The organism is Curtobacterium sp. MCPF17_001, from assembly GCF_003234615.1.
Taxonomy (GTDB): domain Bacteria; phylum Actinomycetota; class Actinomycetes; order Actinomycetales; family Microbacteriaceae; genus Curtobacterium.
Map to the genome: position 1 here is coordinate 1 of NZ_QKSL01000021.1, position 24,018 is coordinate 24,018.

27 protein-coding genes are annotated in these 24,018 nt (G+C 71.2%); 16 read left to right on the forward strand and 11 right to left on the reverse strand.

The annotated features are described in order from the left end of the window. Window positions 1-64 precede the first annotated feature (64 nt). Window positions 65-469 (reverse strand): DUF1304 domain-containing protein, encoded by a 405-nt coding sequence (locus DEJ24_RS15130; protein ID WP_258366485.1) that lies wholly within the window; start codon window positions 467-469, stop codon window positions 65-67. A 78-nt stretch (window positions 470-547) separates the two neighbouring features. Between DEJ24_RS15130 and DEJ24_RS15135 the strand changes: the two genes are divergently transcribed. Both DEJ24_RS15135 and DEJ24_RS15140 read left to right on the forward strand, forming a co-directional pair. After that, entirely contained in the window at window positions 548-865 is a 318-nt protein-coding gene (locus tag DEJ24_RS15135; protein WP_110904041.1) for a chorismate mutase, read from the forward strand. After that, entirely contained in the window at window positions 862-1,998 is a 1,137-nt protein-coding gene (locus DEJ24_RS15140; protein WP_111079326.1) for a beta-propeller fold lactonase family protein, read from the forward strand. Before DEJ24_RS15135 ends, DEJ24_RS15140 begins: the two co-directional genes overlap by 4 nt. A gap of 75 nt (window positions 1,999-2,073) precedes the next feature. On the opposite strand, the gene DEJ24_RS15145 is transcribed toward DEJ24_RS15140, so the two are convergent. The 4 genes from DEJ24_RS15145 to purS are packed head-to-tail and all read right to left on the reverse strand — an operon-like array spanning window position 2,074 to window position 6,392. Next, window positions 2,074-3,009: a 2-hydroxyacid dehydrogenase gene (locus DEJ24_RS15145; RefSeq protein WP_111079327.1), complete on the reverse strand. Its 936-nt coding sequence runs from the start codon at window positions 3,007-3,009 to the stop codon at window positions 2,074-2,076. Between the two features lie 4 nt (window positions 3,010-3,013). Further along, the gene (purL, locus tag DEJ24_RS15150; protein ID WP_258374643.1) at window positions 3,014-5,395 is read right to left on the reverse strand and encodes a phosphoribosylformylglycinamidine synthase subunit PurL; all 2,382 of its coding nucleotides are present in this window, start codon (window positions 5,393-5,395) and stop codon (window positions 3,014-3,016) included. 47 nt (window positions 5,396-5,442) lie between these two features. Further along, entirely contained in the window at window positions 5,443-6,138 is a 696-nt protein-coding gene (purQ, locus tag DEJ24_RS15155) for a phosphoribosylformylglycinamidine synthase subunit PurQ (protein ID WP_111074887.1), read from the reverse strand. Window positions 6,139-6,143: 5 nt separating this feature from the next. Beyond that, on the reverse strand, window positions 6,144-6,392 hold the full coding sequence (purS, locus tag DEJ24_RS15160) for a phosphoribosylformylglycinamidine synthase subunit PurS (protein ID WP_110823495.1): 249 nt from the start codon (window positions 6,390-6,392) through the stop codon (window positions 6,144-6,146). 172 nt (window positions 6,393-6,564) lie between these two features. Between purS and DEJ24_RS15165 the strand changes: the two genes are divergently transcribed. Together DEJ24_RS15165 and DEJ24_RS15170 are read left to right on the forward strand one after the other, a co-directional pair. Continuing rightward, on the forward strand, window positions 6,565-7,173 hold the full coding sequence (locus DEJ24_RS15165; protein ID WP_258374644.1) for a PadR family transcriptional regulator: 609 nt from the start codon (window positions 6,565-6,567) through the stop codon (window positions 7,171-7,173). Window positions 7,174-7,196: 23 nt separating this feature from the next. Then, the gene (locus DEJ24_RS15170) at window positions 7,197-8,831 is read left to right on the forward strand and encodes a DHA2 family efflux MFS transporter permease subunit (RefSeq protein ID WP_375334715.1); all 1,635 of its coding nucleotides are present in this window, start codon (window positions 7,197-7,199) and stop codon (window positions 8,829-8,831) included. An 837-nt stretch (window positions 8,832-9,668) separates the two neighbouring features. Here the strand turns inward: DEJ24_RS15170 and DEJ24_RS15175 are convergent. Both DEJ24_RS15175 and DEJ24_RS15180 read right to left on the reverse strand, forming a co-directional pair. Beyond that, window positions 9,669-10,493 carry a cytochrome c oxidase assembly protein gene (locus tag DEJ24_RS15175; protein WP_258374844.1) on the reverse strand — a complete coding sequence of 275 codons (825 nt, stop codon included), beginning with the start codon at window positions 10,491-10,493 and terminating at the stop codon, window positions 9,669-9,671. 133 nt (window positions 10,494-10,626) lie between these two features. Continuing rightward, the gene (locus tag DEJ24_RS15180; RefSeq protein ID WP_111079330.1) at window positions 10,627-11,931 is read right to left on the reverse strand and encodes an acyltransferase; all 1,305 of its coding nucleotides are present in this window, start codon (window positions 11,929-11,931) and stop codon (window positions 10,627-10,629) included. A 162-nt stretch (window positions 11,932-12,093) separates the two neighbouring features. Between DEJ24_RS15180 and DEJ24_RS15185 the strand changes: the two genes are divergently transcribed. Beyond that, window positions 12,094-12,561: a Fur family transcriptional regulator gene (locus DEJ24_RS15185; RefSeq protein ID WP_110904045.1), complete on the forward strand. Its 468-nt coding sequence runs from the start codon at window positions 12,094-12,096 to the stop codon at window positions 12,559-12,561. 30 nt (window positions 12,562-12,591) lie between these two features. After that, entirely contained in the window at window positions 12,592-14,097 is a 1,506-nt protein-coding gene (locus DEJ24_RS15190) for a catalase (RefSeq protein WP_111079331.1), read from the forward strand. A 218-nt stretch (window positions 14,098-14,315) separates the two neighbouring features. Here the strand turns inward: DEJ24_RS15190 and DEJ24_RS15195 are convergent, their stop codons facing one another. Then, window positions 14,316-14,882 (reverse strand): GNAT family N-acetyltransferase, encoded by a 567-nt coding sequence (locus DEJ24_RS15195; protein WP_111079332.1) that lies wholly within the window; start codon window positions 14,880-14,882, stop codon window positions 14,316-14,318. A 137-nt stretch (window positions 14,883-15,019) separates the two neighbouring features. Between DEJ24_RS15195 and DEJ24_RS15200 the strand changes: the two genes are divergently transcribed. The 8 genes from DEJ24_RS15200 (at window position 15,020) to DEJ24_RS15235 (ending at window position 20,394) form a co-directional block, all read left to right on the forward strand. Beyond that, complete coding sequence (locus tag DEJ24_RS15200; protein ID WP_111079333.1) at window positions 15,020-15,298, forward strand: hypothetical protein; 279 nt, start codon at window positions 15,020-15,022, stop codon at window positions 15,296-15,298. A 99-nt stretch (window positions 15,299-15,397) separates the two neighbouring features. Further along, window positions 15,398-15,925, forward strand: a complete 528-nt coding sequence (locus DEJ24_RS15205; RefSeq protein WP_146242607.1) for a hypothetical protein — start codon at window positions 15,398-15,400, stop codon at window positions 15,923-15,925. A gap of 176 nt (window positions 15,926-16,101) precedes the next feature. Beyond that, window positions 16,102-16,521, forward strand: a complete 420-nt coding sequence (locus DEJ24_RS15210) for a hypothetical protein (RefSeq protein ID WP_146244582.1) — start codon at window positions 16,102-16,104, stop codon at window positions 16,519-16,521. 111 nt (window positions 16,522-16,632) lie between these two features. Next, window positions 16,633-16,911, forward strand: coding sequence for a hypothetical protein (locus tag DEJ24_RS15215; RefSeq protein WP_111079336.1), 279 nt, complete (start codon window positions 16,633-16,635; stop codon window positions 16,909-16,911). A gap of 192 nt (window positions 16,912-17,103) precedes the next feature. Further along, window positions 17,104-17,532 carry a hypothetical protein gene (locus DEJ24_RS15220; protein WP_111079337.1) on the forward strand — a complete coding sequence of 143 codons (429 nt, stop codon included), beginning with the start codon at window positions 17,104-17,106 and terminating at the stop codon, window positions 17,530-17,532. Continuing rightward, on the forward strand, window positions 17,529-18,692 hold the full coding sequence (locus DEJ24_RS15225) for a peptidoglycan-binding protein (RefSeq protein WP_111079338.1): 1,164 nt from the start codon (window positions 17,529-17,531) through the stop codon (window positions 18,690-18,692). The genes DEJ24_RS15220 and DEJ24_RS15225 overlap by 4 nt, the downstream gene beginning before the upstream one ends. Continuing rightward, the gene (locus DEJ24_RS15230; protein WP_111079339.1) at window positions 18,683-19,285 is read left to right on the forward strand and encodes an ABC transporter ATP-binding protein; all 603 of its coding nucleotides are present in this window, start codon (window positions 18,683-18,685) and stop codon (window positions 19,283-19,285) included. The genes DEJ24_RS15225 and DEJ24_RS15230 overlap by 10 nt, the downstream gene beginning before the upstream one ends. A 35-nt stretch (window positions 19,286-19,320) precedes the next feature. Beyond that, window positions 19,321-20,394 (forward strand): hypothetical protein, encoded by a 1,074-nt coding sequence (locus DEJ24_RS15235; protein ID WP_111079340.1) that lies wholly within the window; start codon window positions 19,321-19,323, stop codon window positions 20,392-20,394. A gap of 102 nt (window positions 20,395-20,496) precedes the next feature. On the opposite strand, the gene DEJ24_RS15240 is transcribed toward DEJ24_RS15235, so the two are convergent. After that, entirely contained in the window at window positions 20,497-21,408 is a 912-nt protein-coding gene (locus tag DEJ24_RS15240; protein WP_111079341.1) for a VOC family protein, read from the reverse strand. Window positions 21,409-21,477: 69 nt separating this feature from the next. Further along, window positions 21,478-22,257: an SDR family oxidoreductase gene (locus tag DEJ24_RS15245; RefSeq protein ID WP_111079357.1), complete on the reverse strand. Its 780-nt coding sequence runs from the start codon at window positions 22,255-22,257 to the stop codon at window positions 21,478-21,480. Between the two features lie 106 nt (window positions 22,258-22,363). Here DEJ24_RS15245 and DEJ24_RS15250 point away from each other — a divergent pair, with 106 nt between their 5' ends. Together DEJ24_RS15250 and lepB are read left to right on the forward strand one after the other, a co-directional pair. Further along, window positions 22,364-22,897 carry a hypothetical protein gene (locus DEJ24_RS15250; RefSeq protein ID WP_111079342.1) on the forward strand — a complete coding sequence of 178 codons (534 nt, stop codon included), beginning with the start codon at window positions 22,364-22,366 and terminating at the stop codon, window positions 22,895-22,897. Next, window positions 22,894-23,526 (forward strand): signal peptidase I, encoded by a 633-nt coding sequence (lepB, locus tag DEJ24_RS15255; RefSeq protein WP_258374645.1) that lies wholly within the window; start codon window positions 22,894-22,896, stop codon window positions 23,524-23,526. Before DEJ24_RS15250 ends, lepB begins: the two co-directional genes overlap by 4 nt. 140 nt (window positions 23,527-23,666) lie before the next feature. Here the strand turns inward: lepB and DEJ24_RS15260 are convergent, their stop codons facing one another. Then, window positions 23,667-23,987 carry a hypothetical protein gene (locus tag DEJ24_RS15260; RefSeq protein WP_111079343.1) on the reverse strand — a complete coding sequence of 107 codons (321 nt, stop codon included), beginning with the start codon at window positions 23,985-23,987 and terminating at the stop codon, window positions 23,667-23,669. Between the last annotated feature and the right edge of the window lie 31 nt (window positions 23,988-24,018).

Consider the following 24,018-nt stretch of genomic DNA (forward strand, 5'->3'; position numbering starts at 1 on the left):
CCCTGCGGGGGTGGGGCGGGCCTCCAGGCCGGGCGCTGCGCGCGTGCCGGACGGGAGGCGCGGGTCAGGACCCGAAGGACGAGCCCACGAACGCGAACAGGAGCGCGAGCAGCGGGAACGCGCCCTGCATCGACGCGGAGCGCAGGTACTTGCGGCCGGTGCCCGCGAGGACGACGGCGGCACCGAGCATGCTCGCGCACGAGAAGACGACGAGCGTCCAGCCGGTCGCACCGTTGCCAGCGAGCACCAGCACGACACCGAGGACCGCGCCGATCGCCAGGAACAGGTTGTAGAAGCCCTGGTTGAAGGCGAGGGAGCGGGTCGCCTGCGCCTCGGCGTCGCTCGAGATGCTGAAGATGCGTCGGACCCGAGGGCTCGTCCACGCGAGGGACTCGAGGAAGAAGATGTACGCGTGCACCAGGCCCGCCAGGACCGCGAAGACACCGGAGATCGCCAGCAGAACCGTCATGAGGACCATCCTCCCAGCAACGGGACGGCCCCGCGGTCACATCTCGTCGGGAACGACCTCGATCAGTAGGCTCTGACCATGAACGAGGCCCGAGGGACGACCGACGACGACGCCGTGGCCGAGCTGCAGAGCATCCGGCAGAGCATCGACAACATCGACGCTGCCGTGATCCACATGCTCGCGGAGCGGTTCAAGTACACGCAGCGGGTCGGGTACCTCAAGGCCGCGGCGGGCATGCCGGCGGCCGACCCCTCGCGCGAGCAGATCCAGGTCGCACGGCTGCGGGCCCTCGCCGCCGAGTCCCACCTCGACCCGGCCTTCGCCGAGAAGTTCCTCAACTTCATCGTGGCGGAGGTCATCCACCACCACGAGCGCATCGCCGTCGGTGAACTGTGACCCTGCCCCCGCTGCACCTGCTGATCGGTTCGTACACGGCGACCGGAGGCGGGAACGCGACCGGCATCTCCATCGTCGACGGTGACGTCGTGTCGACGGTCGCGGTGCTCGACGATCCGTCGTTCCTCGCCGTCGACGGTGACCGGGTGTACGCCGTCTCCGAAACGGTCGACGGCGGCGTCCACGCGTTCCGCCGCGCGGGCTCCGCTCTGGAGCACCTGTGGGACGCTCCCGCCGGCGGGGATGCACCCTGCCACGTGCGGGTCGACCCCTCGGGAGCGCTCGTCGTCACGAACTACGTCTCCGGGACGGTGACCGCGGTCTCGCTCGAGGCGGCGGAGGCCTACGCCGTCCCCGGCGGGGGCGGGTCCGGCGGAGCTGCTGCTGGCGGCCTCGTGCACGGTGTCGGCGGCCAGGGTGCCGGAGTGTCCGCCGCGCTGCCCGACGCGGCACTCGCGACCGAGGTCCTGCCCGACGCGACCGGCCCCGACGAGGAGCGCCAGGAGGGCCCACACGCCCACCAGTCCATCGCCACACCGGACGGCACCGTGCTGGTCGCCGACCTGGGCGGCGACGCCCTGCACGAGTTCCGGATCAGCGCCGATGCCGGATCGGTGTCGATCGAGCCGCTCCGCGTGCACCACGTCACCCCGGGTGCCGGACCGCGGCACATGGCCTGGGTCTCCGGTCCGGTCTCCGGTTCGGTCGGCGGCGCGCTGGGCGGCGACCTGGTCGTCGCCGGGGAGCTCGACGGACGGGTGTACCGCCTCCGCCGTGACGAGTCCGGGTCGTTCCGGGAGGTTTGCGCCACCCCGGTGTTCGACGGACCCGGTGTCCCGTCACTCCTCAGCCACATCGAGGTCGACGAGCGCGGCCTGGTCACCGTCGCCGTCCGTGGCCGCGACCAGATCGTGGTGCTCGACACGGCCGACGACGGGCTCCGGATCGTCGGGGCAGCGTCGGCCGGGGGAGCCTGGCCCCGCCACTTCGCCCGGGTTCCCGGGTACCTGCTCGTCGCGAACCAGAACTCGGACGCGGTGGCGGTGCTGCCGGTCGGGGACGACGGCGTGCCGGGGGAGGCCGTCGGGCAGATCGCCGTCGGCAGCCCGACGTGCGTCATCCCGTTGGGGTAGCGCGGCCGGGGGCTGGGGGCGCTGCGGCTGTCAGCGCTGCAGCTGTGAGCCCTGCAGCTGTCAGCCCTGGGGCCGTCAGCCCTGGGGGACCGGCAGGTCGATGACGTTCTCGAACGGCCGTCCCTCGGCCAGCGCCGCGACCTGGCGTCGGATCAGGTCGAGCGACCGCGGGACGCTGAGGTCCGTGTTGCCGCCGACGTGCGGCGTGAGCACGGTGTTCGGCGTCGTCCAGAGGGCGTGGTCGGCAGGCAGGGGTTCGGGGTCGGTGACGTCGAGCGCCGCCGAGATCCGGCCCGAGCGGAGTTCCGCGACCAGTGCGTCGGTGTCGACGACCTTGCCACGCGCGACGTTCACCACGAGGGCGCCGTCGGGCAGCGCCGCGAGGAGGTGCGCGTCCACCAGCCCCTCGGTTTCGTCGGTGAGCGGCGCGATGAGCACGAGCACGTCCGTGGTGCGCGCGAGCTCCGGCAGCTCGCCGAAGGCGTGCACCTGCCGGCCGTCCTGCTGCCGCGCGGTCCGGGCGACGACGGTGACCCGGGTGCGGAACGCCTCGAACCGGGTCGCGATCGCGGACCCGATGGCGCCGTAGCCGACGACGGTGACGCGGCGATCGGCGAGCGAACGGGTCTCCCTCGAGTCCCACCGCTGCTCGGCGCGGTCGAACTGGAACGCGGCGATCTCACGGAGCGAGGTCAGCGCCAACCCGACGGCGAGCTCGGCCGTCTCGTCGTCGTGGATCCCTCGGCCGTTCGCCAGATGAGCATGACCGGGCACGTGCGGGGTCGCCCACTCGTACCCGGCGCTCGGCAGCTGCAGCAGCTCGAGGTTCGGCAGGTCGTGCACGAACTGCCACCGGTGCCGTCCGCCGAAGTAGAACGGCAGGAAGGCGATGGCGACCTCGTCGGCCCGTTCGTGCGGAGCCTCGACGTCCCAGACGTCCAACTCGATGCCGTCCGGGACCGGGCCGAAGCCGTCGACCAGTTCCTGGAAGGGCAGCGTGACGATCGGCACCGGGTCAGGAGTCCGTGCGCGGCGAGAAGGACCCGTGGTCGTCGAGCGGCCCGCGACCGACGTAGCCCTCGGTGACGTTCTCCTGGATGACGGCACCGAAGTGCGTCGGCAGGGTCGCGCCGTGGGCGCCACGGAGCTCGTCGATCGTCGCCTCGAACGCACCCTGGACCTCGAGCGAGCCCGACGCGGCGTCGGTCACACCGATGCGCAGCACCGGGTAGCCCCGGCCCGTGCAGAGGCCCTGGAAGCGGACGTCGTCCTCGCGTCGGACGGTCACGATGACGCGGCCGGTCGACTCGGAGAACAGCGCGGTCGCGGTGTCGACGCCGTCGCGGGACTCGAGCTCGTCCAGCACGACACGGGCACCGAGGCCGAAGCGGAGCACCGACTCGGCGAGGGTCTGGCCGAGGCCGCCGTCCGCCAGGTCGTGTGCGCTCGTCAGCAGCTGCTCGTCGGCCGCGGCGGCGATGAGCTCCGCCAGGGCCTTCTCGCGCGCCAGGTCGACCCGCGGCGGACGTCCACCGAGGTGGTCGTGCACGGTGCCGGCCCAGGCCGAACCGTCGAGCTCGAGGCTCGTGGTGCCGAGCAGGTAGATGTTGTGGCCGTCGTCCTGCCACCCCGAGGGGATGCGCTTGGCGACGTCGTCGATCACGCCGAGCACACCGACGACGGGCGTCGGGTGGATCGGGGTGTCACCGGTCTGGTTGTAGAACGAGACGTTGCCGCCGGTCACCGGGATGCCGAGCTCCATGCAGCCGTCCGCCAGGCCCTCGACGGCCTCGGAGAACTGCCACATGACCTCGGGGTTCTCCGGCGAGCCGAAGTTCAGGCAGTCGGTGACCGCCGCGGGGACGGCGCCGGTGACGGCGACGTTCCGGTACGCCTCGGCCAGCGCCAGGCGGGCGCCCTGCTTCGGGTCGAGCTGGCAGTAGCGGCCGTTGGCGTCCGTGGCGATCGCGACACCGAGGCCGGTCTCCTCGTCGACGCGGATCATGCCGCCGTCGTCGGGGAAGGACAGCGCGGTGTTGCCGAGGACGTACGTGTCGTACTGGTTCGTGACCCAGCGCTTGTCGGAGAGGTTCGGCGACCCGAGCAGCTGCAGGAACTGCGCCTTGAGGGCGGGGCCGGTCTCTGGACGGTCGAGCGACTCGGCGCCGTCGGCCTGGAGCGCGTCGATCCAGGTCGGGTACTTGACCGGACGGTCGTACACCGGGCCGTCGACCGCGACCGTGCGCGGGTCGACGTTGACGATCTCCTGGCCCTGCCAGTCGATGACGAGACGACCGGTGCCGGTGACCTCGCCCAGCACGCTGGTCTCGACCTCCCACTTGCCGACGACCTCGAGGAAGGCGTCGAGCTTGTCGGGGCGGACGACCGCCATCATCCGCTCCTGACTCTCCGACATGAGGATCTCCTCTGCCGTGAGCGACGGGTCGCGCAGCAGGACGTCGTCGAGGGAGATGTGCATCCCGCCGTCACCGTTGCTCGCGAGCTCGCTCGTCGCGCAGGAGATGCCCGCGGCGCCGAGGTCCTGGATGCCCTCGACGAGCTCCTTCTGGAAGAGCTCGAGGCAGCACTCGATGAGGACCTTCTCGGCGAACGGGTCGCCCACCTGGACCGCCGGACGCTTGGTCGGGCCGCCCTCGGTGAAGGTGTCGGACGCCAGGATCGATGCGCCGCCGATGCCGTCGCCACCGGTGCGGGCACCGAAGAGCACGACCTTGTTGCCCGCGCCGGACGCGTTCGCCAGGTGCAGGTCCTCGTGCCGCAGCACACCGACCGCCAGGGCGTTGACCAGCGGGTTGCCCTGGTACACCGGGTCGAAGTAGGTCTCGCCGCCGATGTTCGGCAGGCCAAGGCAGTTGCCGTAGAACGAGATGCCGCCGACGACCCCGTGCACCACGCGTGCGGTGTCCTCGTGGTCGATCGCGCCGAAGCGGAGCTGGTCCATCACCGCGACCGGACGGGCACCCATCGAGATGATGTCGCGCACGATGCCGCCGACACCCGTGGCCGCGCCCTGGTACGGCTCGACGTAGGAGGGGTGGTTGTGCGACTCGACCTTGAAGGTCACCGCCCAGCCGTCACCGACGTCGACGACACCGGCGTTCTCGCCCATGCCGACCATCAGGTTCTTGGTCATCTCCGGCGTGACCTTCTTGCCGAACTGCCGGAGGTAGTTCTTGCTCGACTTGTAGGAGCAGTGCTCGGACCACATGACGGAGTACATGGCGAGCTCGCCCGAGGTGGGGCGGCGACCGAGGATCTCGCGGATCTTCGCGTACTCGTCGGCCTTCAGCCCGAGTGCCGCGTAGGGCTGTTCCTTGTCGGGCGTCTCGGCGGCGTCCTGGACGGTGTCGGGCTTCGGGCGGACGGGCGTGGTCACGGTGTTGTCGTTCCCTGTCACTGGAGTCGCGGGCGCTGGAGTCGCGGTCACTTGACGAGCGCGCGCTCGATCACGGAGGTGAAGAAGGTCAGGCCGTCCGTGCCGGAGGCCATGGCCGCGCGGGTGTCCGGGCCGAACCCGGGCTCCGTCGCGTGCTCGGGGTGCGGCATCAGGCCGACGACGTTGCCGCGCTCGTTCGAGACACCGGCGATGTCGTCGATCGACCCGTTCGGGTTGACGCCGACGTAGCGGAACACGACCTGGCCGTTGTCCTCGATGCGTTTGATCTCGTCCGCGTCGGCGACGAACCGGCCGTCGGCGTTCTTCAGCGGGATGGTGATCTCCTGCTGCGCGTCGAACCCGGAGGTCCAGGCGGTGTCGGCGTTCTCGACGCGGAGCACCTGGTCGCGGCGGATGAACTGCTGGTGGGCGTTCCGGGTGTGCGCACCGGGGACCAGTCGGGCCTCGGCGAGCATCTGGAAGCCGTTGCAGATGCCGAGCACGGGCATGCCCTTGCCGGCGACGTCGATGACCTCGGCCATGATCGGGGCCTTCGCCGCGATCGCGCCCGCACGGAGGTAGTCGCCGTACGAGAACCCGCCCGGCAGGACGATCGCGTCGACACCCTGGAGGTCGTGGTCACCGTGCCAGAGCGCGACCGGCTCGGCTCCGGCGAGGCGCACTGCGCGCTGGGCGTCGCGGTCGTCGAGCGAGCCGGGGAAGGTGATGACCCCGATGCGCATCGCGGTCACTCGACGACACTCACGGAGACGACGTCCTCGATGACTGCGTTCGAGAAGACGTCGACCGCGATCTCACGGACTTCGGCGAGCTTCGCGTCGTCGACGGGGCCGTCGACCGACACCTCGAATCGCTTGCCGATGCGGACGTTGGTCAGGTCGTTCTTGCCGAGGCGGGCGAGGGCGTTGCCCACCGCCTTGCCCTGGGGGTCGAGGATCTCGGCCTTCGGCATGACCTCGACGACGATCGTTGGCACGTGTTCACTCCAGCACAGGGGTCGGGTGGGGATGTCACCAGTCTAGGTGGCCCGCGGGGGCAGCCGGAGCGGTTGTGGACGGACGATCGGAGACGTACTATTCGATGTCGAACAATCGGGATCGAACACCCGTCGCTCTCGAACACCCCCGCTCTCGAACACCGGAGACCACGTGACCGACCTGACGCCACTGGCGTTCGCGGCACTCGGCCTGCTCGCCGAGGCACCGATGCACCCCTACGAGATGTTCCAGACGATGCTGCAGCGTCGCGAGGACCGGAACGTCAAGGTGCGTCCCGGGACGCTGTACCACCAGGTCGGCCGCCTCGCGGACCTCGGGTACGCCGAGGTCGTCGGCACCGACCGCGCGGGCAACCGGCCCGAACGGACCACCTACTCGATCACCGACGCCGGGCGCGCGGCGCTCGAGGAGGGCCTCCGACGCATGGTCGCCGAACCGGCCGACGAGTACCCGCAGTTCGGACTGGCGGTGTCCCACATGGACAACCTGCCCGTCGAGGACGTGGTCAGTGCGCTCCGCGCTCGCATCCACGCGCTGGACGCCCGACGCGACGGGTACGACGAGACCGCCACGGGCCTCCAGGCCAAGGGCCTCGCCGAGCGCTACTGGCTCGACGTGTCGTACGTCCGTGCGATGCTCACCGCGCAACTCGAGTGGCTCACCGCCATCGCTGACCGCGTGGAGCGCGGCGACATCCCCTGGGACGGTCCGGCCGTCCCCGCAGAACCCACACAGAACAGCAAGGACACCACTCGATGACATCCGCATCAACCGCCGCCGACCTGGAGCACGGCAAGAAGCCGTGGCCAGCGCTCTGGGCGCTCGTCGTCGGCTTCTTCATGATCCTCGTCGACTCGACGATCGTCTCGGTCGCGACGCCGACCATCGCGAAGGCGCTCGACGCCGACATCAACGCCGTCATCTGGGTGACCAGCGCCTACCTGCTGGCGTACGCCGTGCCGCTGCTCATCACCGGCCGTCTCGGTGACCGCTTCGGGCCGAAGGTGCTCTACCAGGTCGGGCTCGTCGTATTCACGCTCGCCAGCCTCTGGTGCGGTCTCGCCGGCTCGATCGAGATGCTGATCCTCGCCCGCGTGGTGCAGGGCCTCGGCGCCGCGATGATGACCCCGCAGACGATGTCCGTCATCACCCGCATCTTCCCGCCGCAGAACCGTGGCGCAGCCATGGGCCTCTGGGGTGCGGTCGCCGGTGTGGCCTCGCTCGTCGGCCCGATCGTCGGCGGGCTGCTCGTCGACGGCTTCGGCTGGGAGTGGATCTTCTTCGTCAACGTCCCCGTCGGCATCGTCGCGTTCGTCCTCGCACAGAAGTTCGTCCCGTCCTTCGAGCGCCACGGACACCGCTTCGACTACCTGGGCATCGTGCTGTCCGCAGTCGGGCTGTTCCTGCTCGTCTTCGGCATCCAGGAGGGCGAGACCTACGACTGGGGCACCATCACCGGCCCGATCTCGGTCTGGTCGCTGATCATCGCCGGCATCGTCGTGCTCGCCGCGTTCGTCGTCTGGCAGGGCGTGCAGAAGGGCGAGCCGCTGTTGCCGCTCGGCCTGTTCAAGGACCGCAACTTCACCCTGGCGAACATCGCGATCACCGCGGTCGGCGTCGCGATTTCGTCCTTCGCGCTGCCGATCATGCTGTGGGCGCAGGACGTCCTGCGCTTCTCGCCGACGCAGGCGGCGCTGCTCCTCGTGCCGCAGGCGGTCATCTCGGCCGGCCTCGCGCCGGTCGTCGGCAAGAAGCTCAACGTCTGGAACCCGCGCTGGGTGGCGTCCTTCGGGCTCGCCTGCTTCTCCGGCGGGCTGTTCTGGTTCGGCGCGTTGATCGCCGCGAACGCCGACTGGGGCTGGGTGCTCCTGCCGAGCGCGCTGCTCGGCCTGGCCAACGCCTGCATGTGGGGACCGCTGTCGGTCTCCGCCACGCGCAACCTGCCGCCGCGTCTGGCCGGTGCCGGCTCGGGCGTCTACAACACCACCCGTCAGATCGGTGCCGTGCTCGGTTCCGCCGGCATCGCCGCCCTGATGGAGGCCCGGATCACCGCCGAGTTCCCGCAGCAGTCCGGTGGTTCCGGCGCTGGTGTCGCGCAGACCGGGTCGCTGCCCGGGTTCCTGCTCGAGCCGTTCTCGCGAGCCATGGGGCAGTCGCTCGTCCTGCCGGCCGTCGTGCTCATCGCGGCGATCGTCGCGGCCCTGTTCCTGGCGAAGCCGAAGCAGACCGTCGCCTGGAAGCAGACCGGCTCGGTCGCCACGCAGCCCGACGGGTCCGCCGACGCGGCGCAGCCCGGCGCGGCGCAGGCCGGCGGCGAGCGGGAGCACGTCGGTGCCCACGCCTCGGCCGCCGCACCCGCGACCGCCGCTGACGAGCTCGCCGCCGGGCAGCACCCGGGCAAGCACGTCGGGGCGTAGCCCGGCGTCCCGCACCACCGGAGCCCCGGTCCCTCCCACGAGGGGCCGGGGCTCCTTCGTTTCCGGGTGTCCCGGTCGGTCGGCCAGCGTGGTCGCCGAGCGGGCGGAAGTGCACCGCTGGCGTCCGCCGCACCAGGGTCTTCCGCCCGCTCGCGGGGTGCGCGGCCCGTGAGCCGGCGCCGAGGCGGGCGCAGGGCGGCGAGCGGGCGGAAACGCGCCTCCCGGGTCGCCCGCGCCGGAGGATTCCGCCCGTTCGCCGCGTCGCGCGCACTTCCCGGTCAGCCGAGAGGCCCGCCCCGCGTCGAGCGGGCGGTTCCGCGCACTTGTGCTCGCGACACTCGGAGATTCCGCCCGCTCGCGGGTCGGGGCGGCGACGGGACGGGCGGACGTCGGTGAGCGGGCGGAAGCGCGTCTCCGGACCGGGCGGGGCCGAGGCATTCCGCCCGCTCGCGGGTCGGGGCGGCGGCGGGACGGACGCACGTCGGTGAGTGGGCGGAAGCGCGTCTCCGGACCGCGCAGGGCGCTGGTGTTCCGCCCGCTCGCCGGCGGGGGCGGCAGCCGAGCGGGCGCGCTTCGGCGAGCGGGCGGATCCGCGCTCCGCGCGGTCGTCGGGCCGGGGGATTCCGCCCGCTCGCGCGCAGCGGACGCCCGGCGCGGATCGAACGGTCAGATCTGCGCGGCTCGGAGCGCTCAGACCCTGGTGTTCCGCCCGCTCGCGCCAGGCGGCCGAACCTCGCCGACCCAACCGACCCGACCCGACCTCCCGCCGACCCGACCCGCCGACCCGACCAGACCCGCGCCCCGCGCCCCTCAGGCCCGGCCGCGAGCCGCGCGCCCTCAGGACCGTCGCTGCAGGTGCTCCCGTGTCAGCGCGTCCATCTGCTCGTCCGTCAAGTCGTCGACCTCGCGGGCCTCGCGGCGGTCGGAGCGTTGCCACCGGATGAAGAGGGCGATGAGCACGGGGACGTCCGCCACCTCGGCGATGAACCACAGCAGGTCGCCCGCCAGGTGCTGGTCCCGCAGCGGCGACGGCGCCCAGGGCACGTGCAACGCCACGCTCCCGGCTCCGTCCAGCACGTGGTCGCTGACCCGCATCACGACCGCCGGCACCGCGTCGAGCACGAGCTCCACGAACGCCAGCAGGAACTCTGCGGTGGCGAAGGCGGAGGAGCGGAGCACCCCGACCTCGGACAGCGGCGCGAGCAACCCGAAGCCGAGGACGGGTACGAGGACGGTGATCCCCTCGCTGCTGACCAGGGACTGGCGGAGCACGGCCGCCAGCGGAGTGAGCATCACGCAGAACAGCGCGAGGGCCACCAGTGGCGAGACGATCGCGTTGCCGAGGAGCCGCGCCGGACGTGAGCGCAGGACGGCGTCGGCGGTCTCGGCGAGGCGGGTCGGGCCTCCCGTCCGCAGCAACGCGAATGGGCCGGACAGCGCGGCGAACGTGGGGACCGCGAAGAAGAGGACGGCGATCCGCAGGACGAAGGCCCACCGCAGCTGCCGGTCGTACTCGCCGACGATCCCGAACTGCACGACCGCGAACAGGGCCAGCGCGGCGACGAACGCCAGGGTCCGCCACCAGGGCCAACGGACGCCCCGTCGCCGGGCCACGACGAGTCCGGCGCCGTACGCGACGGCGGCGACGACGAGGAGCACCACCGCCAGGGGGTCGACGTGCCAGGTGTTCCAGAACTCGGAGGGTGACGGCGTGGTGTGCCTCCCGGTGGTCGCGCTGCGGGAGTCATCTTCCTCCGGCCGGGAGGCCCGACCCGGCTCCGCCAGATGAGGATCCCTACATGGTCCGCACGCCTCGCGCCGCGACGGTCTTGCTCAGCAGCCACGTCCCGACCGGGATCGCGACCGCGCCGAGGAGCGCGAGTGGGAACGAGAGGTGCAGCTGCATGACGGCGAACGCCGGGCCGATCGTGCAGAGTGCCGCGACCGCGAGGACCGGCCAGGCGGGGCGGTCGGCGCCGGGCACGAGGCGGGGGAGTGGACGGTCGAAGCGCCGCACGGCCCGGGCGATGCCGAGAGTGGCGGCGAGCAGGACGACCACCGCGATCACCCGCGTGGCCCACCAGGTGCGCGAACCCGGGTCCGGGAACGGCAGCCCGACGAGCAGCCCGACGCCGTTGAGCAGGATGAAGAGCGGCAGGTGCCACAGGTAGATCGTCATGCCGTCGCGGCCGAGCAGGAACACGACGGCCTGTGCGGGTCGGCTGTGCATCAGCCGCGTCAGGGGAGCGTGCACGAGCTGCACCAGGCAGGCCTGACCGACGGCGAGCAGGGCCAGCGGCAGCATCGGCGGGTTGAGGTCCTGCAGCATGTCCGGAGACCAGAGCCCGACCGAGGTGATCGGCACGAGGACCGCGTAGGCGGCGACCGCGACACCCGCCAGAAGGAGCTTCGAGCGCCGGGCGAACCAGCCGTCCGCCCAGAGGAACCCGAGCTGCTGGGCGAAGAGCCACACCGGGCCGAGGTTGAGCAGGCCGATCTCGGCGACTCCGCTGGCGAGCCGGACCGCGTCGACCACCGTGGCCAGCAGGAGCAGGACCGCCAGCGTGCGCCACGGGGCGGTGGCATGCAGCCGAGCCATCAGCGGCACGCAGCACTGCGTGATGCCGTACGCGGCGAGGAACCAGAGCGGCGACCCGATCCCGAACGCCAACTCACTCAGCAGGTCCGCGGGCGTGCCGAGGACGGTCGCGATGCCGAGCCCGACCGCGAGCACCGCGAACAGCGGCACCGCCGGACGGTAGAGCCGCACGAGCCGGGTCGCGACCCAGTCCCGGGCGCCGCCACCCCGGGCAACGGTGCTGCGCCAGCCGACGGCGCTCGCGAAGCCGCCGACGACGAAGAAGAGGGGCATGACCTGGCCGATCCAGGTCGCCGCCACGTACCAGGGCAGTTCCTGCAGCGGGCTCGTCACCCGGAGGCCCGAGGAGTCGGAGCCGACGCCGACCATCGTGACGTGCACGATGACGACCAGGACGACACAGGCCGTCCGGATGAGGTCGACGACCAGGTCTCGCTGCGCGATGGTCCCCCGGGCGTCCTGAGCGGTGTTCGCCGACGCGTCGGCCTGCTGCATGGACATGGCTGGACGCTACCGGTCGTTCCACCCCTCCCAGGTCGGGTCCAGCCGATCGCGACAGGATCGTGACACATTGCATTCCGGGAGGGGCATGTGTCGCCCGGTGGACCGCTCCCGCCGTGTACAGTAAGCGTTGTCTTGAATCCTGCAAGAGAAGGGCTCCGCATGGTCGACGACACCGAACTCCTCCGTGGAGCCGGCCTCCGCGTCACCGCGCCGCGCCTCGCCGCCCTCCGGGCGATCGAGACGCACCCGCACACCACCGCTGACGACCTGGTCACGGCGCTCGCCGCCGAACTCCCGACGACCAGTCACCAGGCGGTCTACGGCGTCCTCGCCGCACTGACCGGCGCCGGACTCGTCCGTCGCATCGAGCCGGCCGGCAGCCCCGCCCGCTACGAACGGCGGACCGGCGACAACCACCACCACATCGTCTGCACCATGTGCGGCGCGATCGGTGACGTGGACTGCGCGGTCGGCCACGCGCCGTGCCTGACGCCGTCCGAGACCCACGGCTTCGCCGTCACCACCGCAGAGGTCACCTACTGGGGCATCTGCGCGCAGTGTGCGGCAGCCGAGCAGAGCGGTGTCGAGACCGACGCCGTCGCTGCGAACCGACCCGAGCCATCCTGACCGAACCTACGTTCCACCTGAGGAGGAACCGTGTCCGACCAGAACACGCCCACCACCACGACCAACAGCGGGGCCCCGGTCTCCAGCGATCAGCACTCCATGGGAGTGGGGGCCGACGGCCCCATCGCGCTGCACGACCATTACCTGGTCGAGAAGCTCGCCCAGTTCAACCGGGAGCGCGTCCCGGAGCGCGTCGTGCACGCCAAGGGCGGCGGGGCGTTCGGTACCTTCACCGTCACCAACGACGTCTCGCAGTACACGCGGGCCGCGTTCCTCCAGCCCGGCCAGACGACCGAGATGCTCGCCCGCTTCTCGAGCGTCGCCGGTGAGCAGGGCTCGCCCGACACCTGGCGTGACCCCCGCGGCTTCGCGCTGAAGTTCTACACGAGCGAGGGCAACTACGACCTCGTCGGCAACAACACCCCCGTGTTCTTCATCCGCGACGGCATCAAGTTCCCCGACTTCATCCGCTCGCAGAAGCGCCTGCCGGGCAGCCACCTCCGGAACCACGACATGCAGTGGGACTTCTGGACCCTCTCGCCTGAGTCGGCCCACCAGGTCACGTGGCTCATGGGTGACCGCGGCCTGCCGTCGTCGTGGCGCCACATGGACGGCTTCGGGTCGCACACCTACCAGTGGATCAACGCCGAGGGCGAGCGCTTCTGGGTGAAGTACCACTTCCTGACCGAGCAGGGCCACGCGACCCTGACGCAGGAGGACGCCGACCGCATCGCCGGCGAGGACGCGGACTTCCACATCCGCGACCTGTACGAGGCCATCGAGCGTGGGGACAACCCGCGCTGGACCCTCAAGGTGCAGGTCATGCCGTACGAGGACGCCGCGAGCTACCGCTTCAACCCGTTCGACCTGACGAAGGTGTGGCCGCACGCGGACTACCCGCTCATCGAGGTCGGCACGATGGAGCTCAACCGCAACCCGGAGAACTACTTCGCACAGATCGAGCAGGCGACCTTCGCCCCCTCGAACTTCGTGCCCGGCATCGCGGCGAGCCCCGACAAGATGCTCCTCGCGCGCATCTTCAGCTACGCGGATGCCCACCGCTACCGCGTCGGCACGAACCACGCGCAGCTGCCCGTCAACGCCCCGAAGAACGAGGTGCACTCGTACTCGAAGGACGGCGCCATGCGCTTCGACTTCCAGAAGTCCGAAGTCCCGGTGTACGCACCGAACTCGCTCGGCGGTGCCCACGCCGACCCGAACGCGACCGACGACGCCCCGGGCTGGGAGTCCGACGGAGCGCTACAGCGTTCCGCGGCGACCCTGCACCCCGAGGACGACGACTTCGGCCAGGCGGGCACGCTCTACCGTGAGGTCCTCGACGACGCCGCACGTGCGCGTCTCGTCGGCAACATCGCGGGGCACGTCTCCAAGGTGACGCGTGACGACCTCCGTGAGCGGGTGTTCGCCTACTGGACGAGCGTCGACCCCGATCTCGGTGCGCGCGTGCGCGCAGCCGTGGTGCCGAGCGCGCCCGGCTCGAACGAGGACCCGGAGAAGGTCGCCGTCGAGGCGTAGCAGCCAGGACACAGACGGGAGGCGCGGTGCGAGTCGAACTCGCACCGGGCCTCCCGTCTGTGTTCGGCGGCTCGCCTGCTGCCCGTGCGCGGCGCGCCGACCGGTCGAGACGCCCCGCTCAGTTCCGCCGAGTGGTCAGGAATCGTTGTTCCGGGAGGCCCGGTGCGACCGTTCCTGACCGCTCGGCGACCGCGGTCGGGTGCGTCAGGTCGGGTGGTTCAGACCTGCTGGCCGTTGAGGAGGATCGGACCCTCCGGCCAGTCCTCGAGGCGGGCAGTCACCGGACGGACCATCCAGCCGCCCTGCTCGGTCTCCACGACCCCGGCACCGTCCGCGGTGAAGGCGCTGAAGGTGCCCACCGCCTCGGGGAACTCGTGCCAGCCCATGTGGGCGTAGAAGGGGATCCGGTCCTCGCCGGCACCGAGGAAGCCGTACGGCACGCGGAGCCCGTCGAGCACGTCGTGCGCGCGCTCCATCAGCTCGCGACCCACCCCGGAGCCCTGCAGGCGTGGTGAGACACCGACCAGGCCGGTGTCGCCGACCAGGACGTCCTCACCACCGACCGTGACGAACATGCGCCGGACGCCGACGTGCGCCAGGACGACGCCGTCCTGGTCGCGCCCGAGCACCCGACGCTCGGGCTGCATGCCGGCCCAGCTCCGACCGCCGACGTACCAGTGCGACCAGCTCGGGAAGGCCTGCGCCAGCATCGCCGCGATCGCCTCGTGGTCGGTGAGCGTCAGTGCGCTCTCCTCGACCACCTCCCACCGGATGTCTTCGCTCATCCGACCATCCTGCCCGGGAACCGCCGAGCGTGCCGACGAAGTCGGTATTCCGGATACCGACAACTGGCATTCCGGAGTCGGGTAGTCCTACCGTGGCGCCGTCCACGAGAGAGCTCGTGGCGAGGGAAGGAACTCGGATGATCACGAAGTTGGTCCTCGGCGCAGCAGTCGTCGGCACGCTCCTCAGCGGCACCCTGGCGCTCGACGCCGCGACCGCACCCCGGGCAGAGGCGGCGGCCTGCTACGGCTCGGTCAGCATCTGGAAGGGCAAGAACAACACCTGCTCGTCTGCGCGTCACTGGGACGCGATCAAGAACGCGAAGTCGAAGTACGGAGCGTGGGTGACGCGGGGCAGGTACTCCACCCAGAACGCCTGCTGGGTGAACGTCGTCTCCTACGGGATGACGGCCAGGTAGATGCGACGTCGAGAGCACGGCCGCGTTGCGACGGCCATCGCGTGCGCGGCCGTGGTCTCGCTCGGCCTCCCGGGTTGTGCCCGGACCGAGGATCCGCGCGTGACCACTGCTTCCGCCGTTGCCTCGCTGACTGCTGGTGGGCCGTGGGCGGACGAGTTCCGCGAAGCACTCCGGCAGGGGGTCTCGCCGTACGAAGCGGCGATCCTCAGTGACGGCGAGGTCACGGCGGCGGAGCTCGAGGACGCGCATCACCACGTTCGGCAGTGCCTGCGCGAGTCCGGCCTGGACATCGAGTACGACCCGGACGGCGGCTTCGAGCTCTCGTCCCGTGACGGCAAGTACCCGGATGACTTCTTCAAGCGGTCGGATCCGGTCCTCCGCGCGTGCGAGGAGCGGTACGACGAACACGTGACGATGCTCTTCGAGGAGACTCGTCGGAACCCGGAGAAGCAGGACGAGGCAGAGATCGCCGTTGCGTGTCTGCGAAGAGTCGGCCTGGTCGGGAAGGACTACACCGAGCGGAAGTGGCGAGCCGAGGGCGACACCGGAGTCTTCTCGTTCGACGAGTACGACAAGCGTGCGCAGCAGTGCCAGCTCGATCCGCTCGGGCTCTGGCGGGAACCGTGACGCCGCGGTCGTGCGCCCTGGTGGCGATGTGCGCCCTGATTCTGAGCGGCTGTGCTCAGGCTCCTCTGGACCGCGGCGAGCCGACTCCGGGGCGGATGGATCCCTCGAGGTTCGCGGCCGCAGGGCCGTGGGCGGAGGAGTTCGCTGATGCTGCGGTGAGCCCGTACCAGATCGGCATGCTCGCCGACGGTGTGATCACAGCCGATGAACGCGCAGACGCCCGAGCGCGGACGAAGGTGTGCATGCGGGAGCACGGATACCGGTATGAGGAACACCGCGACGGCGCGGCGGACATCGATCCGTTGCACGGTCAGAGGGAGGGCATCGAACAGGTGATGTCGTACCTGCGGGGCTGCTCGCGGAGGTTCGACCACGACATCTCGAGGCTGTTCGACGCGATCCGACGGAACCCGGAGCACCGGGATGAGGCTGCGCTCCAGGTGGCGTGTCTGCGACGCGCAGGAGTCGTCGGCCGGGACTACACCGAGCAGCGCTGGCGGACCGAGCGCGAGGACGACGACTACTCCTTCGTGGAGTGGTCACCGGAGGCGACGCAGTGTCGGCTCGACCCGCTCGGCCTGTTGCAGGAGGGGTGAGCGGGCGGCGCAGTGAAAGGGGTTGCCCCCTTGAGCCGCAGTACTCTACGTTGAGTATTTCAGATTGCACGGCACGCCACGAGGCTTGTCGGACCGGGAGGAAGAATCATCATGAAGAAGTTGCTCATCAGCACCGCACTCGTCGGCATCGTCGTCAGCGGAGGCATCGCGCTCGACGCAGCATCGGCAACGGAGGCGACAGCTGCGGCGTGCTGGGGTCAGATCACTCAGACCAAGGGCAAGAACTACACCGGGTGTGGGAGAGCTGCGCACTTCAACATCATCAACAACAGCAAGAAGAAGTTCGGCGACGCCGTCGGCGCCAATTCCTGGTCGTTCGAGAAGCTCTGTTACGCCAACGTCACGCAGTACGGGATGGTCCGAGCCTGATCGGCGCATGGCTTGTCTTCGCTGTCGACATTGGTTCGTTTGCTCACCGTGATCGTCGCCGCAGGTGCTCTTGCTGGCTGTGCCTCCGGTCGAACCGACGACCGTGACGATGTCCCCGCGACAGGGCCGGAGGGTCCGTGGATCGCGGAGTTCGCGCAGGCACGACAAGAGGGTTCTCCCTACGAGCGGACGGTGCTCGCGGACGGTGTGGTCACCGCCGCAGAGCTCAGCGACTCACATCGCCGCATGCAGATCTGCATGCGTGACGGCGGATTCGACCTCGAGTGGTCCGAGGAAGACACGTACGAGGTGACCGCCTCGAACGGAAGTGAGCTCACCAAGAGCGTGGACGCCGCGCTCGAGAAGACGCGGCTCGCTTGCCTGGACAAGTGGGACCACAGCATCACCTACCTCCACACGGCGACTCGGCGGAACCCGGAGAAGCAGGACGAAGCGAAGATCACCGTCGCGTGTCTGCAGAAGTCCGGGCTCGTCGGGAAGGACTACACCGAGCGGAAGTGGCGGTCGGAGAACGACACCGGCATGTTCTCGTTCGACGACTACGACCCTGCTGCCGTGCAGTGTCGGCTCGACCCGCTCAGCCTCTGGCGGCAGGGATGAGCGGGCGACGCAGCGCAGCCGTGTCCGGCTCACTCATCGGCCTCGGCAGCCTGCTCGTCGCGGCCGCCGCCGCGGTCGGTGCGGTCGTGGCGCTCCCGACCGACCCACCCGCGGCACTGCGGACGGCGTCTCCGGTCCAGACCGTGGCGGTCACCGAGCGGACGGACTCCGACGAGCACCAGGTGCAACTCGCGCTCGACACCGGTGCGCCCCGATCGGTGGTGACGAGCCGGACCGGCATCGTCACGTCCTCGTCGTGTTCGACGGGCGGGGTTCTTCGCAGCGGCACGGAGATCGCCCGGGTCGACGACGTGCCGGTCATCGCGTTCGCGAGCAGGACGCCGCTGTTCCGGGACCTCACGCGCGACGACCGGGGAGAGGACGTCCGCGGTCTCCAACAGGAACTCGCCCGACTCGGCTCGACGATCGCGGTCGACGGCATCGTCGGACCGGGGACGCTCCGGGCGACGAGGTCGTTCCTCCTGTCCCACGACGTCCCCCGGGCGGCGGTACCGGACGACACGATCGAGCGCTCGGCGTTCGCCTGGATCCCGGCGGCCGAGGCGACGGTCCGGACGTGCACCGCCGTGGTCGGGGCGCCGGTCGAAGCCGACGGCACACTCGTCGAACTGCCCGCGGAGCTGCGGGGTGCCCGGATCGAGCAGCTCCCGTCGGAGGCCGTGGCTGGCGCACGCGAGATCGCCGTCGGGCAGTTGCGCACGGCCGTCGACGACAACGGTGTGGTGACGGACCCGGACGCACTGACGCAGATCGGTGCCCTGCCGGAGTACGCCGCCACCGTTGCTTCTGCGGACGGCGTGCCGACGCTGCCGGCGTCGTGGGTGCTCGCCGAGCCGCTCGAGGTCCGCGTCGTGCCCCCGAATGCGCTCTGGGATGTTCGGGACCACCATGCGTGCGTCCAGCCGGTGCCCGGCGATCCGGTCCGGGTCGAGGTGGTCGGCTCGGAGCTCGGGCAGTCGTTCATCCGCGTCGACCCGGGCGGGACCGCCGACCCCGCGACCGCCGACCCCGCGACCGCCGACCCCACGACGGCCGACCCCGCGACCGCCGAACCCGCGACCGCCGGCCCCGCGACGGCCGTCCCGACACCGCTCGATCGCGTCCGCGTTGTCCCGGACACCGGTCGGTCATGCCGGTGAGCCTCCGCGGAGTCGGGCACCGGTGGCCGAACGGGACCGGGCTGTTCCACGACGTCGACCGGACCTTCGACGACGGCACGGTGACGGCGCTCATCGGCCCGAGCGGCTCCGGCAAGTCGACCCTGCTCGCGATCCTCGCGCGGATGACCACCCCGACGTCCGGACGCGTGGAGCTACCCGACGACGCGGCCGTGCTCTGGGTGTTCCAGAACCCCCACGGTGTTGCTCGGCGCACGGCCCTCGACCACGTGACCCTGCCGCTGCTCGCTCACGGGATGCGCCGGCGGGCAGCGGAGCAGCGGGCACGGACGATCCTCGAGCGCTTCGGCCTGGCGCCCCGAGCGACAGCGCGTTTCCGTGAGCTGTCCGGCGGCGAGGCGCAACGGCTGATGCTCGCCCGGGGTGTGGCCGCGGCGCCGACCCTGATGCTCGTCGACGAACCGACCGCCCAGCTCGACCGGACGACCGCGGCAGAGGTCAACGGCGTGATCGCCGAACTCGCAGCCGCCGGCACGACCGTCGTCGTCGCGACGCACGACGACGCCACACGGTCTGCATGCGGCGAGGTCCTGGACCTCGGTGCGTTCCGGTGAGTCCTCGCACCGTCCCCGCGAGGACCCGGCACCCCATGCGCGTGACCGAGGTACTGCGCGAGGCCTGGCGCGACCTGGCGACCGGCGCGGGCTCCGCGGTGGCGTGCGCGGTCGTGCTCGCGGTGTTGATCGGCGGTGTCGTCGGCCTCCGGACCCAGACCGTCGCCGGGGACGTCCGTGCTGCCGCCCAGTGGGTGGTGTCCGGGGCGGCGACGCAGGTGTTCACTGCGGCGGGACGGATCGACGGTCGCGCGTGCGCGGCGCTCGCGGACGAGCCGGACGTCCTGGCGGCCGGGGCGCTCCGCCGGCTCGACGACGGCATGGTGGTCGCAGCGCTCCCGGGGACCTCGATCCCGACCTACGAGGTGACGAGCGGGGCGACCTCGCTCTTCAGCGTCACCGGGACGACCGGCGGTCCGGGTGTCGTCGTCGCGCCCGAGGTGGCCGACGAGCTGGGCGTCCATCCGGGCGAGCAGATCGTGACGCCGGACGGGCCGGTCCCCGTCGCGGGCGTCTACTCGTACCCGGACGACGGCCGGGACCCCGACCTGGCGTACGCGGTCCTGGCGCCGACCGCTGTCGACGACGCACCCTTCGACGCCTGCTGGGCGACGATCTGGCCGGAGGACGAGACAGCCCTCGCGAGCGTGCGGCGGACGCTGCTGCCGGCGACCGGTTCCGAGGAGGGCGAGCGGTCGACCCTCGGCCAGCTCAACCCGCGGTCCGGAACGGCGTTCGCCCCGAGCGAGCTCCCGACGCCGGGCGTACTCGAGGGAGCCGCACTCGGACTCGGACTGGTCGTCGGGGGCGCGGCGATCCTCCGTCGGCGCCTGTCGATCGCCTCCGACCGGCACGTCGGCGTCAGCACGGCAGCGCAGGCACTCGGCATCGCGGTCCAGCACCTCGCGTGGGGTGTGGTCGGAACCGCCCTGGCGCTCGCCGTGTCCGTCGTACTGGTGCGGGGCCTCCCGGTCGCTGACAGGCTGCCGATCGTCGCGGGTGGCGCGGTCCTCTGCGGGCTCGGGCTCGTCGGTGCGGTCGCGGGCGGCGCGGCCGCGGTCCCCCTCATCCGGGAGCGAGCGTTGCACCGCTACTTCCGCACCCGCTGATGCGAGCACCCCGCAGACGGCGGCACCGCACCGCACCGCAGGTCACCTCAGCTCGCCGCAGCAAGGCTGCACGCCCGGGAGGCGCGGCGCACGCCCGCCACGTCACCCGCGCCCGGCTGTGGTCACCTCGATGCGGTTGGCCCACGGGTCCTCGAACGCGACCGTCCGCCCGTCGTCCGCGGTCTGCACCCCGGCGTCCCGCATCCGCGCGGTCAGTGCGCCCAGGTCGTCGGCGGCGGGGACCTCGATCCGGACGAGCCCGAGTCCGAGCGCCTGCTGCCGCCGGCCCGCCCCTCGGGAGTTCCACGTGTTCATCGCCATGTGGTGGTGGTACCCGCCGGCGCTGACGAACAGCGCCTGGCTGCCCATCGCCGCGGTGGTCGCGAAACCGAGGGTGTCGACGTAGAACGCCTTCGCCGAGGCCACGTCGCCGACCGACAGGTGCACGTGGCCGACGCGGCCGGGCCGGGTGTCGGCGTGCTCGAGCGCCTCGGCGGTGAGGTGCTCCTGCAGGAACGCGTTCGGGTCGATGTACACGGTGTCCATGTCGATCGAGCCGTGCGTCCACGACCACTCGGTGCGGTCGCGGTCCCAGTACAGCTCGACGCCGTTGCCCTCGGGGTCCGTGAAGTAGAAGGCGTTGCTGACGAGGTGGTCGGCGCTGCCGGTGAACGACTGCGGGTACCGCGTGGCGACGGAGTACAGGGCGGCGGCGAGGTCCGCTCGGTCGTCGAACACCACGGCCGTGTGGAACAGTCCGGCCTGCCCGGGACTCGCCTGCCGGAGTGCGGGCTCGTGCTCGAGCACGACGACCGGCACGGCGAGCGCGCCGCCAGCTGGCACACTGCCGCCACCCGGTACGGGCCGCCCGAGCACGACCCGCGCCCCCTCCTGCACGAGCACCGTCAGCCGCACGCCGTCCCGGTAGAAGGCCGTCATGGCGTCGAGGTCGGCGACCCGGAGCGTCACGGCGCCCATCCCGGTGTCCGCGGCGAGGAGGTCCTGCGAGTTCATCCCTCCAGTCTGCGCCCCGTTCGGTGACACGTCAACGACTCCGGGTCGGTGCCCCCGGCACAGCGCCTGTCACTTCGCGCTGAACCCACCGTCCGTCTTGAGCAGCTGCCCGTTCACCCATCCGCCGTCCGGCCCACACAGGAACCCGACGAGCGCCGCGGTGTCGGTGGGCATCGACGGCCGTCCGAGCGGGGTCTGGTCGACCGCGGCCTGCCGGATCTCGTCCGTCATCCACCCCGTGTCGTTCGGCCCCGGGTTGATGGTGTTCGCACTCACCCGCACGTCCCCGAGCTCGATCGCAGCCCCCACGATCAACCGGTCGAGCGCGCCCTTGCTCGTGCCGTAGGGCAGGTTGAACCCGACGTGGTCACTCGTCAGCGCGATCACCCGACGCCGATCGAGCGGCGCGTCGGCCCCCTCGCGGAGTCGCCGCGCGTACGCCTGCACGATGAGGAACGGGGCGCGGACGTTCACGGCCAGGTGCTTGTCGAACGACTCGACGGTGGTCGTCGCGAAGTCCGAGTCCACCGACTCGCAATGCGACATCACGACGGCCGTCACCGGCACGCCCGCTTCGGCCTCGGCGCGGCCGACGAGTGCGGCCGCCTGCTCCGGGTCGGCCAGGTCGACCGGGAGGCGCGTCACGGCAGCTCCCGTCGCCACACACTCCGCGACGACCGCGTCCACGCCGTCCGGGTCGGCGCCCCCGTGCACCCGCTCGTCGTACGGCCCCCACCAGCTGATCGCGAGGTCCCACCCGTCGGCGGCCAGACGCGTCGCGATCGCGGCTCCGATCCCGGCTCGTCGGCCGACCCCGGTCACCAGGGCGAGTGGTCTGCGGTTCGTCATGCGGGCCTCCATCCCGACCGTGCGGCGGTGCGCGGTCCTGACCACCTTGGCATCGCATCCGGTTGCTCGTCAGCCGGACCGGGCCGGGACGGGCCAAGATGGACCGATGCCCCCTGAACGCCGAGGTCGCCGCCCGCGACCCCAGGACCTGCCGGTCGAGCACGTCCGCGACCGCATGTCGTCGTACATCTACGGCAACATCACCGTCCTCGCCGTCGCGATCGCCGTCTCGCCGGAGCAGATCCAGCACGGCTCCGCGGTCCTGACGGTGCTCGCGACCGCGGTCCTGACGTACCTGGCGCACGTGCTCGCGCACCTGGTGGCGCATTCCATCGGCGCCACCGGTGACGAGGACGCCCGTCGCGAGACCGTCGCCGTCATCACGCGGAACGCGAACCCGATCGCGACCTCCGGTCTGATCCCGGCCGTGCTCTACGCGGCCGCGTGGCTCGGGTGGCTGCCGGCGGAGTGGGCGCAGATCGCGGCGGTCGTCATCCTGGTCGCGCGCATCGGCCTGGTCGGGGTGTTCCTCCAGCGGTTCAGCGGCAAGCAGCCGTCGTTCCTGGGCCTGTGGGGCGGGATCGTGCTCGCCGCGGTCGCGCTCGCGATCTCACTCGTGAAGGTCGTGGCGACACATTGAGCAGTGACACACCGATCGAAGGCGCAGCCGACGAGCGTCGCAGGTCGACCAGGCGGTTCCTCCGCGACCTGGTGATCATCGTGGTGGCGGCCCTGCTCGCGTCGTTCCTGGTGAAGGCGTACCTGGTCCGCTCGTTCTACATCCCGTCGGAGTCGATGGAGAACACGCTCCTGGTCGGCGACCGGGTGCTGGTGAACGAACTCGTGCCCGGGGTGATGCCACTGGAGCGCGGTGACGTCGTGGTCTTCCGCGACCCGAACGCGTGGCTCAGCCCGGGACAGGGTGAGGACCTCATCAAGCGGGTGATCGGCCTGCCGGGGGACCGGGTGGAGTGCTGTGACGCACAGGGCCGGCTGTCCGTGAACGGGCACGCCGTCGACGAGCCGTACGTGCGGCTGCCGGAGGACGTGAAACGGGTGTCGGGCGAGGACTTCTCGATCACAGTGCCGGAGGGGCGGATCTGGGTGATGGGCGACAACCGCTACAACTCGGCGGACTCACGGATCCACGGCAACGTCCCGATGGACGACGTGGTCGGACGCGCCTTCGTCATCACCTGGCCGGCGGACCGGTGGTCGGTGCTGTCGCGCTACGGCGCGGAGTGGGACGCGGTCCCCGACCCGCACTGACCGTCGGGGCGCGAGCGGCGGGGCGAGACGCCCCGGAAGGCGCGAGACGCCGCCAGATCCGGCGGCGTCTCAGCACTTCGGCGGCGTCTCAGCAGTTGAGGGGGCCGTCTGGCGGAGACGCCGGCGTCCGGACGGGAGGCTCAGCAACCGACGGTCGTCAGCGTCACCTTCGCGACCCGGTCGGCTCGGACCTCTGCGCGCTGCGGGCAGAGGTCGCCCGCCCGGACGGTGACCTCGCCGAGGGGCACGCCCGCGAAGTCCGCGGTGTCGCCCGGGTAGACCTGCTGGTGCGACGAGGGCTCGCCGTTCGGCAGGAACACCTTCACCTGGTACGGGTGGTCGGCGGCGTTCTTCGACACCGTGACGGACACCTGCCCGGTGGGGTTCTCCGCGCCGCAGCCGGTGAGGGCCAGGGTCGCGCCACAGACCAGGGCGAGGGCGGGGGCGACACGGCGGAACACGGATCCAGGCTACGCGGGACGCCCGGGTGGC